The following is a 13,677-nucleotide window of genomic DNA, read 5'->3' on the forward strand; positions in this document are numbered from 1 at the left end:
CCCCTCGATGGGGCCGGCCAGGCGTTCCCCCGGAGTATTTGGAAAACGGTGAAGACAATGCCGCCGGGATGGGCGGGGGCGGGCTGGATGGCGGCGGGAAGGGGTGGAGCGGGTGATGGGAATCGAACCCACGTATTCAGCTTGGAAGGCTGCTGCTCTACCATTGAGCTACACCCGCATCGAGGCTTTCTATAGGCGGTGGCGGCCGGCCGCGCAAGCGTCGCGCGCTTGACGCCTTTCACGCGGCGCGGCAAGCAGGGCGTCATGATGGATGTCCGCCCCGTGGCCAATATCGTCGGCAAGATCGTCGTCACGCTGGGGGCAACCATGGCGTTGCCGATGCTGGTCGACTGGTGGCATGGCGATCCGCATTGGCAGAGCTTCTTCGAGTCCGGGCTGCTGACCATGCTGGCGGGCGGTCTCGTCAGCCTCGCCACCGCCCAGAGCGACAAATCGCTGAGCATTCACCAGGTCTTCCTGCTGACGGCGATGCTGTGGCTGGTGGTTCCGGTGGCGGGCGCCCTGCCCTTCATCCTCGGCGCCCCGCATGTCAGCTTCACCGACGCCTATTTCGAGGCGATGTCGGGCGTCACCACCACCGGCACCACCGCATTCCCGGCGCTCGACGACCTGCCCAAGGGCACCAACCTGTGGCGGGCCTTCCTGAACTGGGCGGGCGGCCTGGGGATCATCGTCGTCGCCATGATCTTCCTGCCGGTGATGAAGGTCGGCGGCATGCAGTTCTTCCGCTCGGAAGGCTTCGACACCCTGGGCAAGATCCTGCCCCGCGCCTTCGACATCGCGCGCGAGATGACCGGGGTCTATTTCGCCATGACCGCCGCCTGCATGGTGGTCTATATCCTGCTGGGCATGAACGGCTTCGACGCGCTGGTGCTGGCGCTCTCGACCTGTTCGACCGGCGGGTTCTCGAATTACGACGCCAGCTTCGCGCCCTTCATCGGGCCGGCGGAATATGCCGCCGCCTTCTTCATGATCCTGGCCTCGATTCCCTTCATCCGCATGGTGCAGCTGATCCGCGGCCAGGCCGAGCCGATCTGGCGCGACATCCAGGTCCGGGCCTATCTGCGCTGGACCTTCTATGCCATCGCGGTGATCGTGCTCTACCGGCTGTTCTGGCTCAAGGCGCAGAACCCGCTGGACGTGATCCGCGAGACCACCTTCAACGTCATCTCGACCTTTTCCGGCACCGGCTTCGCCTCGACCGACATGATCCAATGGGGTCATTTCCCCTTCGTCATCCTGGTGATCGTCGGGCTGATCGGCGGCTGCACCGGCTCGACGTCGTGCTCGGTCAAGGTGTTCCGCTATCTGGTGCTGTTCCAGGCGGTCAAGGCGCAGCTGCGGCGCATGCAGTCGCCGCACCGGGTGTTTCCGCTGCTCTACGACAACCGGCCGCTGGAACAGGACGTGGTCGATTCGGTGATGTCCTTCTTCACCCTGTTCATCCTCAGCTTCGGCCTGTTGATCGTCGGGCTGGCGCTGACCGGGCTGCATCCACGCACCGCGCTGACCGGGGCCTGGACCGCCATCGCCAATGTCGGCGTGATCTGGGGGCCGGAGCTGACGCCGAACGGCGCCGTCACCGACCTGCCCGATTCGGCGAAATGGCTGATGATCTTCGGCATGTATCTGGGCCGGCTGGAACTGCTGTCGGTGCTGGTGCTGTTCCTGCCCCGGTTCTGGCGCGGCTAGTTCTGCGCCGCGGGGGCGATGGCGGGGGTTTCCGGCTGCGCCTCGCCCGCGCCGGGGGCGAAACGCGAGAGGTTGTCCGAGATCTCGGCCGCCAGCCGCACCTGGTCCTCGGGGTCCGAGATCGGCCAGATCAGCACGAAGCCCTGCACCCGGCCATCCACCACCCGGCCCTCGGCATGGCCGATATGGGTCTGGTTGCGGCCGTCGAGGATCACGCTGCCGCGTTCGACCTTGCGCTCTGGCGCCGGCACCCAGCCCAGCGCGGTCACGAGCCCGGCGATGTCCAGCATCTCCTGCTGGCCGCCGGGCTGCGAGAACAGGATCAGCGCCGCGCCCGAGCCGTCCCTGGGGCCATAGATCGACAGCGCCCGTTCCGGGCGGTCGAATTGCAGCCTGTCCATCGGCGCCGGCAGCATCAGCCCGGTATGGGCGTCCTGCAACGGCGTCAGCCCCATCTCGGCCCGCCATGCCTCGCGCCGGCGGATCAGTTCGGCCATGGCGGTGGCTGTGTCGGGCGAGGCGCGCAGGCGCACGATCTCCTCGGCGATGGCCTTTTGCGTCATCGGCCCGTCCTTGCCGTCGATGGCGCCCTGGTAATGCCCGGCCCAGCGCAGGGCGCGCTGGATCTGCTCCAGGGGCGGCATCGGCACCGGCGCGGCATCCTCGGCCGGGGGTGCGCCCAGTTCGGGCTTGGCGCCGATGATCGCGATCTCGCCCATGTCCTCGCCGGGGGACAGGAAGGCGTCCTTGGGCACGGCGCCGGCATTGCGCAGGGCGCGCAGCCAGGCCTTGCCCGTCACCTCGTCCATCGGGCCGAAGGCCACCGCCGAGCGGCCGTTCGGCAGCGTCCACAGCCCGGCCTCGGGCAGGGTCTGGCGCCAGGTTTCCAGCAGTTCCTCGGCCTTGGCGCGGTCGGGGCTGGAATCGAGACGCAGGAAGAATTGCGCCGGCGCCGGTTCCGCGACCGGCTCGGCCGCGGGGGCATCCTCGCCGGCCAGATCGCCGACCACCGGCTCGGTCGCCGCCGTCTCGGCGCCTTGGGGAAACGTCGAGGCGCTGCCCGTCGCCGGTGCCGCATCCGCCGGCGCGGCCGGGGAATCGGCGGCGCCGATGCGGGTCAGCTCGCGGCCCTCGGCCGGCGACAGGAAGCTGTCGCCCGGCACCTTCTTCTCGGCCTTCAACTGCTCCAGCCGGGCGGCGGCCGCTTCGCGCGGCATCGGTCCCAGCGCGATCGCGACCCAGTCGCTGCCGGCCGGGAAGGTCACCACGTCGGGGAATTGCGCGCCCCAGGCGGCGGCGGTCTGGGCGGCGGCCTCGGCGCCGCGCTTGGCCTCGATGCGGATCACCACATCCTCGGCCAGCACCGGCGCTGTCCAGACAAGCGGCAGCGCCGCACCGATGACCCACGCAAAGCGCCGCATGAACCCGTCCCTCTCATTGACCCTGCGCCGCCCTCTGCCTAGAAGGCGGCAGACATTTCCTGCCAGTTATGCCGAAGGAAGCCGCGATGACCAGCCCAAAGGACAATCAGACGGCGAAACCCGTCTGCTTTCAGGACGTGATCCTGCGGTTGCAGTCCTATTGGGCCGCGCAGGGCTGTGCCGTGCTGCAACCCTATGACATGGAGGTCGGCGCCGGCACCTTCCACCCGGCCACGACGCTGCGCTCGCTTGGCGCCCGGCCCTGGGCCGCGGCCTATGTCCAGCCCTCGCGCCGGCCCACGGATGGCCGCTATGGCGAGAACCCGAACCGGCTGCAGCACTATTACCAATACCAGGTCATCATCAAACCCTCGCCCCCGAACCTGCAGGAGCTGTATCTGGGCAGCCTCAAGGCCATCGGCCTCGACCCGATGATCCATGACGTGCGCTTCGTCGAGGACGACTGGGAAAGCCCGACGCTGGGCGCCTGGGGCTTGGGCTGGGAGGTCTGGTGCGATGGCATGGAGGTCAGCCAGTTCACCTATTTCCAGCAGGTCGGCGGCCACGACTGCCGGCCCGTCTCGGGCGAGCTGACCTATGGGCTCGAACGGCTGGCGATGTATGTGCTGGGGGTCGAGCATGTCATGGACATGCCCTTCAACCACCCCGACAGCCCGATCCCGCTGCGCTATGGCGACATCTTCCGCCAGGCCGAGCGGGAATATTCGCGCTGGAACTTCGACCAGGCCGATACCGATACGCTGCTGCAACATTTCAAGGACGCCGAGGCGGAATGCGACCGCATCCTCTCGGCCCCGGAAACCGACGCCGCCGGCCGCGCGATCCCGATGGCGCATCCGGCCTATGACCAGGCGATCAAGGCCAGCCATCTCTTCAACCTCCTGGACGCGCGCGGCGTGATCTCGGTCACCGAGCGCCAGGCCTATATCGGCCGCGTCCGCGCGCTGGCGAAGCGCTGCGCCGACCTGTTCGTGACCACCTCCGCGGCCACGGGCGAGGCCCTGCCCGCCTTCCCCGCCGGAGCCTGAGACGGTGAGCGGCAAGGTCATCGCGATCTTCTTCGCCCTGCTGGTGCTGGTCGCCGGCGCCGGCATGTATTACCTGCAGGTCTATTACTATTACCGCGAAGTGACCGACCCGCCGCAAGGCATCGCGCTGGCCGGCGGGCCGGTGCTGCCGGTCCACGACTATCGCGGCATCTATTCGGTCAGCTCGCCGCTGGCCGACCGCGCCTGCTTCATCACCGACCCGGCGTCGGCGGCTGGCGCGCAGATCTATGCCGCGCCGACGCCGCTGATCCCGCCGCGCTGGTTTCGCTGCTTCGACCCGGCCGCGCTGACCGAGGATCTGGCCGCCGGCCGCGCCACCGCCTATCTGGCCCAGCACGACGTGGCGCCCAAGATCGACAATGTCATCGCCGTCTATCCCGACGGGCGCGCCTACGCATGGCGCCAACTGAACGAAGAAGCCGAAGAGAAAAGGACCATCGACTGATGCCCGACTTGCTGATCGAACTCTTTTCGGAAGAAATCCCGGCCCGGATGCAGGCCCGCGCCCGCGAGGACCTGAAGAAACTTGTCACCGACGGTCTGGTCGAGGCCGGGTTGACCTATGCCTCGGCAGGCAGCTTCTCGACCCCGCGCCGCCTGGTCCTGACCATCGAGGGCCTGACCGCCCACAGCCCGACCACGCGCGAGGAACGCAAGGGCCCGCGCACCGATGCCCCCGACGCGGCGCTGCAAGGCTTCCTGCGCTCGACCGGGCTGACCAGGGACCAGCTCGAGGCGCGCGACGACAAGAAGGGCCAGGTCTGGTTCGCCGTGATCCAGAAGCCCGGCCGCCCGGCGTCCGAGATCGTGGCCGAGGTGCTGGAAACCACCATCCGCAACTTCCCCTGGCCGAAATCCATGCGCTGGGGCGCAGGCGCGCTGCGCTGGGTGCGCCCGCTGCAGTCGATCATCTGCCTGCTCTCGGACGAATCCGGCGCCGCGGTGGTGCCGCTGGAGATCGAGGGCATCGCCGCCGGCAACAGCACCCGCGGCCACCGCTTCATGGCCCCCGACGCCTTCACCGTCTCGGGCTTCGACGACTACGCCGCCAAGCTGCGCCGCGCCAAGGTCATGCTGGACCCCGCCGAACGCGAGGCCGCAATCCGGCAAGAGGCCGCGAACCTCGCCTTTGCCCGCGGCTGGGAGATCATGCCCGACGATGGACTGCTGACCGAGGTCGCGGGCCTCGTCGAATGGCCCGTCCCCCTGATGGGCGCCATCGAGGACCGCTTCCTGTCCCTGCCGCCCGAGGTGCTGCAAACCTCGATGAAGGAGCACCAGAAGTTCTTCTCGGCCCGCAACCCCAAGACCGGCCGCATCGAGGGCTTCGTCACCGTGGCGAATATCGAGACCCCGGACCATGGCGAGACGATCCTGAAGGGCAACCAGCGCGTGCTGGCGGCCCGCCTGTCGGACGCGGCCTTCTTCTGGGAAAACGACCTGCGCGAGGCGCGGTCGGGGATGGGGACTTGGGCCGAGGGCCTGAAATCGGTGACCTTCCAGAGCAAACTCGGCTCGCAAGCCGACCGGATCGCCCGAATCGCGGCGCTTGCGCGCGAGATCGCCCCGCTGGTCGGTGCCGACCCCGACCAGGCCGAGGACGCCGCCCGGATCGCGAAACTCGACCTGCGCTCGGCCATGGTCGGCGAGTTCCCCGAGTTGCAAGGCACCATGGGCCGCTATTACGCGCTGGAGGCCGGCAAGCCCGCCGCGGTCGCCGACGCCGCCCGCGATCACTATTCGCCTTTGGGCCCATCGGACGCCGTGCCCACCGCCCCGGTTTCGGTCGCGGTGGCGCTGGCCGACAAGCTCGACACGCTGACCGGCTTCTGGGCCATCGACGAGAAGCCCACCGGCTCGAAAGACCCGTTTGCGCTGCGCCGCGCCGCGCTGGGGGTGATCCGGCTGGTGCTGGGAAATGGGGTGCGGGTGAAGTTGTGCGAAGTTTTATCTGAAAGCTACTTCCAACTGTTGGATTCTCGGCAGAGCCTCGAACAAAAAACCTTCTATGTCGCGGCGCTCCCTGAGAAGGCTCAAGACGATCTCACTTACTACCATCTCGCCGTGAGTTCTCTTATCAGAAATGCCAGAGAAGCGCGTGAGTTGGATATAAGAGAAGCGGATTGGGGATTGCAGAACCTTGACTGGGACAGCCCGGTCATATCGGTGGCAGGCGCCAAGAAACTGGCAAAATTTCGCGCCGGAAGAATCAATGACGAGGAAGGGAAACCTGCATACCCGCCGCTCAACGCGGTCGTCAGCGACCTCCTCGCCTTCTTCCACGACCGCCTCAAAGTCTACCTGCGCGACCAAGGCATCCGCCACGACATCATCGACGCCGTCATCGCCATGCCCGGCAACGACGACCTCGTGCTGCTGGTCAACCGCGCCACCGCCCTGAACGACGTCTTGAAGACCGAGGACGGCACCAACCTGTTGCAAGGGCTCAAGCGCGCCGGCAATATCCTCGCCCAGGCCGAGGAAAAGGACGGCGTCGAATACAGCTTCGGCGCCGACCCGAAATTCGCCGAGACCGACGCCGAACGCGCCCTCTTCGCCGCCCTCGACAAGGCCGAGCCCGCGATCCGCGAGGCCGTCCGGCTCGAGGATTTCCAGGCCGCGACCCAGGGCATCGCCACGCTGCGCAGGCCCATCGACGCCTTCTTCGACACGGTCCAGATCAACACCGACAACCAGATCGTCCGCCGCAACCGGCTGAACCTGCTCTCGCGCATCCGCGAGGCCGGCCGGCTGATCGCGGATTTCGGCAGGATCGAGGGCTGACCGGCTTCTTTCTTGGATAAATATCCTGGGGGGTGAGGAGCGCCCGGAAAAAGGTCCGGTGGACCTTTTTCAGCGACGAACGGGGCGAAGCCCCCGACCTGCACTCCACGGGTGCGCGAAACGCTGGGGGCAAAGCCTGCCGGCCGCCGCCCTTCCTTTCGCCGCCGCCGCGCCCTATATCCTGCGGGCAATCCGCGAAGACGCGCCGAAAGGAAGCCGATGTCCCAGAAAGCGATGCAGCGCCTGTCCTTCTTCCTGCTGATGGGGCTGACGCTCTATGCCGCCACCATGGGCGCGGGCTGAAGCCATGGCCAGACGCTTTGGCGGCCGCTTCTCGCCGCAGCCGCGCCTTGACGGCACCGATCCCCGCCCGCCGGCCCGCCCGGCGCCGGGGGAAATCCGCCACCCGCTGGAATCGCGCACCCGCTGGGTCACGATCATGGCGATCCCCTTCCTGCTCAGCGCCTTCTGGCAGGACCCGACCGGGCTGGTGCTGCAGCTGGCCGCCTTTGGCGCCATCGCCTCGGGCATGTGGATGACGCGCGAGGGGCTGCAGGCCGAGGCCGCCTATGACGCCCGCCGCGTCGCCCGCCGCCCGGCGATTCCGCGCAAGCTGTTCGGCGGCATCCTGACCGGGCTCGGCCTCGCCATCGGCGCTTGGGTCCCCGGCGCCGAGGCCGGCGCGGGCGTGATCGGCGTTGCCGGCGCCGTGCTGCACTGGCTGGCCTTCGGCACCGACCCGATGCGCGACAAGGGCATGGAGGGCGTCGACGCCTTCCAGCAGGACCGCGCCCAGCGCATCGTCACCGAGGGCGAGGCGCATCTGAAGGCGATGCAGGATGCCATCCTGCGCACCGGCGACCGCCGGCTGGAGGCGCGCGTCGGCATGTTCGCCGCCACCGCGCGCGAGCTGTTCGGCCATATCGAGGACGACCCCGACCATATCGCCGCGCTGCGCCGCTACCTGGGCGTCTATCTGCAGGGCGCGCGCGACGCGACGGTGAAGTTCGCCGACCTCTATGCCCAGACCCGCGACCCGCGCGCCCGGCAGGATTACGAGACGCTGCTCGACGACCTGGAAACCGAATTCGCCGCCCGCAGCGCCCGGCTGCTGGAAGGCGGCCGCAGCGACCTCGACATCGAGATCAGCGTGCTGCGCGAGCGGCTGTCGCGCGAAGGGCTGCGCCCCGCCATGCCCGGGCCCGAGCGCCCGATGACCATGGACGACCTGCTGATACCGCGGACAGGCGAGAAGCAGCGCCGCTGATGCCCCGCTTTGCCCTGCTGATCGACTATGACGGCACGCCCTTCGCCGGCTGGCAGGCCCAGGCCGACCAGCCCAGCGTGCAAGGCGCCATCGAGGCGGCGCTGGCCCGGCTCGACCCCGGCTTTGCGCAGGGCGCCCGGATCGCGGCAGCCGGGCGCACCGATGCCGGCGTCCATGCCACCGGCCAGGTCGCCCATGCGGATCTGCTCCGCGACTGGGACCCGTTCCGGCTATCCGAGGCGCTGAACTGGCACCTGAAGCCCGCGCCGGTCGCCATCCTGTCGGCCGCCCGCGTGCCTGACGATTTCCACGCCCGCTTCTCGGCGCATGAGCGGCGCTATACCTTCCGGCTGGTCGCCCGGCGCGCACCGGTCACGCATGACCGCGGCCGGGTCTGGCAGGTGCAGAACCCGCTGGATCTCGACGCCATGCGGACCGGGGCCGCGCATCTGCTGGGCCTGCATGACTTCACCACCTTCCGCTCGACCATGTGCCAGTCGAAGAGCCCGGTGAAGACGCTGGACGAGATCCGCATCGAGGAGATCGCCATCCCGCAGGGCCGCGAATACCGCTTTCACCTGCGGGCGCGGTCGTTCCTGCACAACCAGGTGCGCTCGATCGTCGGCACGCTGGAGCGGGTCGGCGCCGGGGCCTGGCCCGCCGACCGCGTGGCCGAGGCGCTGGCCGCGCGCGATCGTGCCGCCTGCGGCCCGGTCTGCCCGCCGCAGGGGCTGTACCTGACCGGGGTCGGCTACGACCCGGCGCCGTTCCCCGGCTGATCCCACAGCGCCCGCAGCCCCTCGGCAATGCCGGTCCGAGCGGTGAAGCCCAGACCCTCGCGCGCGGCCAAGGGGCAACCCAGCGACTCGCGGATGTCACCGCAGCGCGGGGCAGCATGTTCGACCGGGCTCGCGCCGCGCCCGGCCAGGCGGTCGAGCTGCGCCACCAGCTCCAGCAGCGTCGTCCCGGCGCCGGTGCAGATGTTGAAGACCTGCGCGCCGCCGCCCCGGGCCGCCGCCTCGCCAGCACGCAGCAGCGCCTCGACCACGTCGGCGACATAGACGAAGTCGCGGCTCTGGCCGCCGTCGCCAAAGATCACATGCGGCCGGTCGGCCCGCCGGTGGGCGCAGAATTTCGAGATCACCCCGGCATAGGGCGAAGCCGCGTCCTGCCGCGGCCCGTAGACATTGAAGAAGCGCAGGCCCACCGAGGCCAGGCCATGCACCTCGGCCATGGCGCGGGCCTGATGTTCGGAGCCGAGCTTGTCGGCGCCATAGGGCGAGATCGGCAGCGGCAGGTCAACCTCGGCGCAGGCGGCGCCGGAGCGGTTGCCATAGACCGCGGCGGAGGAGGCATAGACCACCGGCACGTTGCCCGCCCGCTGCGCGGCATGCAGCACGGCTATGGTGCCGCCCAGGTTCACCCGATGCGCCGCCATCCAGTCCGAGATGCAGAGCTGCACCGAAACCCGCGCCGCGAGATGGAACACCCGATCGACCCCCGCAAGCACCTGCGGCAGCAGTTCCTCGTCCAGCACATCGCCCGCGATCAGCCGCGCGCCCGGCGGCAGGTTGGTGCGGCACCCGCTGGACAGGTCGTCCAGGACGGTGACGTCATGCCCCTCGGCCAGCAGGCGCTCGACCAGGTGGCTGCCGATGAACCCGGCCCCTCCCGTCACCAGGATTCTGTGCTGCAAACTTGTGTCCCCGTCTCCGTGCCGGCGAAACTAGGGCAGAAAGCGGCGAGGCGCCAGAGGACGAAATGCCGTCCCGAGGGCGGCCGTCGGGGGATCAGTTGCGCCCGCGCCGGCGCGGACGTTCGTCCTTGTAGACCACGACCAGGATCGTGCGCCACAGGATCCACAGATCCAGCCCCAGGGTGCGGTTCTTCTGATAGATCAGGTCGATCTTCAGCTTGGTCGGCAGGCAGCGGCCGGCATAGGCGGCCTCGGTCGCCTCGGCGCTCTTGCAGCGGCGCAGGATCTTGTCCTCGTGCCGGTGATAGACCAGCGTCGCCAGGCCGGTGACGCCGGGCCGGCTTTTCAGCACCTGGCCATAGACCACCGGATAGCGGTCGACATATTCGCGGATCGTCGGGCGCGGGCCGACGAAGCTCATGTCGCCCTTCAGGATGTTGAACAGCTGCGGCAATTCGTCGATGCGGGTGCGGCGCATGAAATGGCCCAAGGGCGTGATGCGCCAGGCCTTGTGCGCGCCGGTGACGCCGAAATCGCCATCCTGGCGCAGCATGGTGCGGAACTTCAGATGCGTGAAACTGCGCGTCGGCGTGACCATGCGCGGCGCGGCGTAAAAGATCGGCCGGCCCTGCACGACCAGCAGGATCAGCGCAAACACCGCGATGACGAAGGACAGGGGCACCAGCAGCACCAGCGCCAGCACGATGTCGAACAGCCGCTTCGAGACCGGCATCGCCGAGACCTGCGCCGCGTCGCCGTCGCCCTTGAACCACGACATCGCGGGTTGGGGCAAGGTGGCCAGCCGCGCAAGATCGGCCTTTTCCCAGTCCTGGTGGATTGTCACAGTTGCGTCCCGTGTTCGGCGATTTGGCTAACTTTATCGCCTAACATAGCGCACCCGGATTGCAAACCGACGCAAGGGGGAAAGCGCACAAGACTTGCGCGACCGTGTCCTTTCGGCCAGTCTTTGCCCATGGCGCGGCAGCCGGCAGGGGAAAGATGCGGAAATTTCTGGTGGTTCTGGACGAGTCGCGCGAATGCCTGAACGCCATCCGCTATGCCGCCCTGCGCGCCGCCAGCACCGGCGGCGGCGTGCAGGTCCTGGCGGTGATCCCGGCCAATACCATCCAGCATGGCATGGGCGTCGCCGACGTCATGCGCGCCGAGGCCTATGAGCGCATCGAGGCGCATTTCGAGGTCTTCGCCAAATGGATGCGCGACCGCCCCGGGGTCGAGCCCGAGCTGGTCGTGCGCGAGGGCGAGCCGGGGACCGAGCTTCTGGCCCAGATCGGCGCGGACCCCGAGATCGGCGTGGTCGTGCTGGCCGCCTCGACCGAAAGCGCCGGACCCGGGCCGCTGGTCACGCGGCTTATGCGCGAAATGGCTACCTTGCCCTGCCCGATCACCATCGTGCCCGGCGACATCTCGCGCGAGCGGCTGGAACAGATCACGAAATGAACCGCGCCCTGGCGCTGGCCGTGCTGGCGGCGATTCCGGCGCTGGCGGCGCTGTTTCACCTGCTGGGCCGGTCCGGGCTGCGCCCGCTGGACGCGCATCTGGCCGGGCTCGCCGCCTATTGGGCGCTGCTCGCGCTGGCGCTGGCCCGCTGCGGCGGATGGTCGCTGCACCTGCGCCGGCCCTCGGCCGCGGTGGCGCTGGCGCTGGCGGCGCTGGTGCTGGCCGCGGCGCTGCGCTGGGGGACGGCGCCCGCGCTGCTGTCGCCCGGGGTGCTGGCGGTGGCGGCACTGGCCGCGGCCGCGAATGGCGCGTTGGAAGAGGCGTTCTGGCGCGGCGCCCTGCTGCCCCGGCCCGGGCGCGGCGCGGCCCTGGCGGCCGGAGCGCTGTTCGTGGCCTGGCATCTTGCCCCGGCCGCCGGCGCGGCGCTTTCGGGACAGGACGCGGCCAGGCTTCTGGCCGGCGCGGCGCTGATCGCGCCGGTGATGACGGCGGCGCGGCTGTCGTCGGGCACGGCCGGCACCGGGGCGCTGGCGCATGCGCTGGTGAATTTCTGGGTCTTTTCGGCGCTGGCGACGGCGAATGGCCACCCGCTCTAGCTTGACTTGGGCCCCCTTCGATCCCCATATCCCCGGGCAAAGGAGCCCCGCCATGTTCATCCAGACCGAGACCACCCCGAATCCCGCCACGCTGAAGTTCCTGCCCGGCGAGACCGTGCTGGGCAATGGCACCGCCGATTTCCCCGAAGCCGGCGCCGCAGCCACCAGCCCGCTGGCCAGCCGCATCTTCGCGGTTCCGGGGGTGGCGGGCGTGTTCCTGGGTTCGGATTTCGTCACCGTGACCAAGTCGGACGAGGCGGTCTGGGACCATCTGAAGCCCTCGGTTCTGGGCGCGATCATGGAGCATTACCAGTCCGGCGCCCCGGCGATCGAAGGCGCGACCGCCAGCGCCCATAACGACCAGGACGGCCCCGACGCCGAGATCGTCAACCAGATCAAGGAACTGCTCGACACCCGCGTCCGCCCGGCGGTGGCGCAGGACGGCGGCGACATCACCTTCCACGGCTTCGACCGCGGCGTGGTCTATCTGCACATGCAGGGCGCCTGCGCCGGCTGCCCCTCGTCCACGCTGACGCTGAAGATGGGCATCGAGAACCTGCTGCGCCACTATATCCCCGAAGTGACCGAGGTCCGACCCGTTGGCTGAGCCGCTGTCGCTGGGCTTCGACACATCGGCCGCGCATTGCGCGGCCGCTTTGCTGCAAGGCGGCCGGCTGCTGGCCGAGACGCGCGAAGAGATGGCGCGCGGCCAGGCCGAACGGCTGATGCCGCTGCTGCAAGAGTTGCTGGCCGGGGCCGGCGCGACCTGGCGTGACCTGGCGGTGATCGGCTGCGGCACCGGGCCGGGGAATTTCACCGGCATCCGCATCGCGGTCGCGGCGGCGCGCGGGCTGGCGCTGTCGCTCAGCATCCCCGCCGTGGGCGTGGGCCTGGCCGAGGCTGCGGCGCACGGCCTGCCCCTTCCCTGCCGCATCCTGCTGCCCGCGCGCGGCGATGAGGTGATCTGGCAGGATTTCGGCCCGGGCGCCGACAGCCAGCCCCGGCAATCCGCGCCCGAAGACCTGCCGCCCGGCCCGCCGGTGCGCACGCCGCTGATGCCGCTGGCCGAGGCCATCGCCCGCATCGCGCTTGAGCGCCGCGAGACGCCCGGCCTGCCGCGCCCGGCGCCGATCTATCTGCGCCCCGCCGAGGCCGCGCCGGCGCGCGACCGCGGCCCGGTCATGCTGGCCTGACCCGTGATGGGCGCGGTGATGGGCTCGGACGATCTGGCGGCGCTGCATCTGCGCTGCTTCTTTGGCCATCCCCGGCCCTGGTCGGCGCCCGAGTTCGAGGACCTGCTGAACAGCCCGCTGAATTTCCTGCTGACCCGGCCGCAGGGCTTCCTGCTGGGCCGCGCCGTGGCCGGCGAGGCCGAGCTTCTGACCCTGGCCGTCGCCCCCGAGGCGCGGCGGCAGGGGGTGGGCTCGGCCCTGCTGCGCGACTTTGCCGTTGCGTCACAAGCGCGCGGCGCGGCCGAGGCCTTTCTCGAGGTGGCCGAGGGCAATGCCGGCGCCATCGCGCTTTACGCCGGGCGCGGCTGGGAAAGCGCCGGCCGGCGCCGGAATTACTATGCCCCCGGCATCGACGCGATCCTGATGCGCCGCCGCTTCGCCCCCTGCGACTAACTGTTGACGGAGTCCGGCCCTTGCGCCCTAATCCGGCTATTCCCGGG

14 protein-coding genes and 1 tRNA gene are annotated in these 13,677 nt (G+C 69.4%); 11 read left to right on the plus strand and 4 right to left on the minus strand.

Annotated features, from left to right (window positions below; genetic code table 11):
• Positions 1 to 104: 104 nt before the first annotated feature.
• Positions 105 to 178: transfer RNA gene (locus tag E3D03_RS04795), tRNA-Gly, on the minus strand.
• Positions 179 to 264: 86 nt separating this feature from the next.
• On the opposite strand from E3D03_RS04795, the gene E3D03_RS04800 reads away from it, so the two are divergent.
• Entirely contained in the window at positions 265 to 1,713 is a 1,449-nt protein-coding gene (locus tag E3D03_RS04800) for a TrkH family potassium uptake protein (RefSeq protein WP_263566032.1), read from the plus strand.
• On the opposite strand, the gene E3D03_RS04805 is transcribed toward E3D03_RS04800, so the two are convergent.
• Positions 1,710 to 3,134, minus strand: a complete 1,425-nt coding sequence (locus E3D03_RS04805; RefSeq protein ID WP_263566033.1) for a peptidoglycan-binding domain-containing protein — start codon at positions 3,132 to 3,134, stop codon at positions 1,710 to 1,712. The two genes, E3D03_RS04800 and E3D03_RS04805, sit on opposite strands and share 4 nt — an antisense overlap.
• Before the next feature lie 86 nt (positions 3,135 to 3,220).
• On the opposite strand from E3D03_RS04805, the gene E3D03_RS04810 reads away from it, so the two are divergent.
• The 5 genes from E3D03_RS04810 (at position 3,221) to truA (ending at position 9,034) form a co-directional block, all read left to right on the plus strand.
• Positions 3,221 to 4,183 carry a glycine--tRNA ligase subunit alpha gene (locus tag E3D03_RS04810; protein ID WP_062561914.1) on the plus strand — a complete coding sequence of 321 codons (963 nt, stop codon included), beginning with the start codon at positions 3,221 to 3,223 and terminating at the stop codon, positions 4,181 to 4,183.
• A gap of 4 nt (positions 4,184 to 4,187) precedes the next feature.
• On the plus strand, positions 4,188 to 4,649 hold the full coding sequence (locus E3D03_RS04815; protein WP_263566034.1) for a DUF6446 family protein: 462 nt from the start codon (positions 4,188 to 4,190) through the stop codon (positions 4,647 to 4,649).
• Positions 4,649 to 6,988: a glycine--tRNA ligase subunit beta gene (gene glyS, locus E3D03_RS04820; RefSeq protein WP_263566035.1), complete on the plus strand. Its 2,340-nt coding sequence runs from the start codon at positions 4,649 to 4,651 to the stop codon at positions 6,986 to 6,988. Before E3D03_RS04815 ends, glyS begins: the two co-directional genes overlap by 1 nt.
• 307 nt (positions 6,989 to 7,295) lie before the next feature.
• On the plus strand, positions 7,296 to 8,255 hold the full coding sequence (locus tag E3D03_RS04825) for a 5-bromo-4-chloroindolyl phosphate hydrolysis family protein (RefSeq protein WP_263566036.1): 960 nt from the start codon (positions 7,296 to 7,298) through the stop codon (positions 8,253 to 8,255).
• Positions 8,255 to 9,034 (plus strand): tRNA pseudouridine(38-40) synthase TruA, encoded by a 780-nt coding sequence (truA, locus tag E3D03_RS04830; RefSeq protein ID WP_263566037.1) that lies wholly within the window; start codon positions 8,255 to 8,257, stop codon positions 9,032 to 9,034. Before E3D03_RS04825 ends, truA begins: the two co-directional genes overlap by 1 nt.
• Here the strand turns inward: truA and E3D03_RS04835 are convergent.
• Together E3D03_RS04835 and E3D03_RS04840 are read right to left on the minus strand one after the other, a co-directional pair.
• Entirely contained in the window at positions 9,007 to 9,933 is a 927-nt protein-coding gene (locus E3D03_RS04835; protein WP_263566038.1) for an NAD-dependent epimerase/dehydratase family protein, read from the minus strand. The two genes, truA and E3D03_RS04835, sit on opposite strands and share 28 nt — an antisense overlap.
• Positions 9,934 to 10,045: 112 nt before the next feature.
• The gene (locus tag E3D03_RS04840; RefSeq protein WP_263566039.1) at positions 10,046 to 10,795 is read right to left on the minus strand and encodes a sugar transferase; all 750 of its coding nucleotides are present in this window, start codon (positions 10,793 to 10,795) and stop codon (positions 10,046 to 10,048) included.
• Positions 10,796 to 10,950: 155 nt separating this feature from the next.
• Here E3D03_RS04840 and E3D03_RS04845 point away from each other — a divergent pair, with 155 nt between their 5' ends.
• From E3D03_RS04845 to E3D03_RS04865, 5 genes are read left to right on the plus strand one after another with little or no spacing between them, the layout of a single operon-like run.
• On the plus strand, positions 10,951 to 11,409 hold the full coding sequence (locus E3D03_RS04845; RefSeq protein WP_062561908.1) for a universal stress protein: 459 nt from the start codon (positions 10,951 to 10,953) through the stop codon (positions 11,407 to 11,409).
• On the plus strand, positions 11,406 to 12,005 hold the full coding sequence (locus tag E3D03_RS04850) for a type II CAAX prenyl endopeptidase Rce1 family protein (RefSeq protein WP_263566040.1): 600 nt from the start codon (positions 11,406 to 11,408) through the stop codon (positions 12,003 to 12,005). Before E3D03_RS04845 ends, E3D03_RS04850 begins: the two co-directional genes overlap by 4 nt.
• Positions 12,006 to 12,057: 52 nt before the next feature.
• Positions 12,058 to 12,612 carry a NifU family protein gene (locus tag E3D03_RS04855; RefSeq protein ID WP_263566041.1) on the plus strand — a complete coding sequence of 185 codons (555 nt, stop codon included), beginning with the start codon at positions 12,058 to 12,060 and terminating at the stop codon, positions 12,610 to 12,612.
• Complete coding sequence (tsaB, locus tag E3D03_RS04860) at positions 12,605 to 13,198, plus strand: tRNA (adenosine(37)-N6)-threonylcarbamoyltransferase complex dimerization subunit type 1 TsaB (RefSeq protein ID WP_263566042.1); 594 nt, start codon at positions 12,605 to 12,607, stop codon at positions 13,196 to 13,198. Before E3D03_RS04855 ends, tsaB begins: the two co-directional genes overlap by 8 nt.
• 18 nt (positions 13,199 to 13,216) lie before the next feature.
• Positions 13,217 to 13,630, plus strand: coding sequence for a GNAT family N-acetyltransferase (locus tag E3D03_RS04865; RefSeq protein ID WP_263566043.1), 414 nt, complete (start codon positions 13,217 to 13,219; stop codon positions 13,628 to 13,630).
• Positions 13,631 to 13,677 lie beyond the last annotated feature (47 nt).

The sequence above is a fragment of the Paracoccus sp. DMF genome (assembly GCF_004407025.1).
GTDB lineage: Bacteria > Pseudomonadota > Alphaproteobacteria > Rhodobacterales > Rhodobacteraceae > Paracoccus > Paracoccus aminovorans_B.

Excerpts from the sequence above, each read along its gene's own strand:
- E3D03_RS04800 (WP_263566032.1), top strand. The coding sequence starts at position 265 with ATGATGGATGTCCGCCCCGTGGCCAATATCGTCGGCAAGATCGTCGTC.
- E3D03_RS04805 (WP_263566033.1), bottom strand. The coding sequence starts at position 3,134 with ATGCGGCGCTTTGCGTGGGTCATCGGTGCGGCGCTGCCGCTTGTCTGG.
- E3D03_RS04810 (WP_062561914.1), top strand. The coding sequence starts at position 3,221 with ATGACCAGCCCAAAGGACAATCAGACGGCGAAACCCGTCTGCTTTCAG.
- glyS (WP_263566035.1), top strand. The coding sequence starts at position 4,649 with ATGCCCGACTTGCTGATCGAACTCTTTTCGGAAGAAATCCCGGCCCGG.
- E3D03_RS04825 (WP_263566036.1), top strand. The coding sequence starts at position 7,296 with ATGGCCAGACGCTTTGGCGGCCGCTTCTCGCCGCAGCCGCGCCTTGAC.
- truA (WP_263566037.1), top strand. The coding sequence starts at position 8,255 with ATGCCCCGCTTTGCCCTGCTGATCGACTATGACGGCACGCCCTTCGCC.
- E3D03_RS04845 (WP_062561908.1), top strand. The coding sequence starts at position 10,951 with ATGCGGAAATTTCTGGTGGTTCTGGACGAGTCGCGCGAATGCCTGAAC.
- E3D03_RS04850 (WP_263566040.1), top strand. The coding sequence starts at position 11,406 with ATGAACCGCGCCCTGGCGCTGGCCGTGCTGGCGGCGATTCCGGCGCTG.
- E3D03_RS04855 (WP_263566041.1), top strand. The coding sequence starts at position 12,058 with ATGTTCATCCAGACCGAGACCACCCCGAATCCCGCCACGCTGAAGTTC.
- E3D03_RS04865 (WP_263566043.1), top strand. The coding sequence starts at position 13,217 with ATGGGCTCGGACGATCTGGCGGCGCTGCATCTGCGCTGCTTCTTTGGC.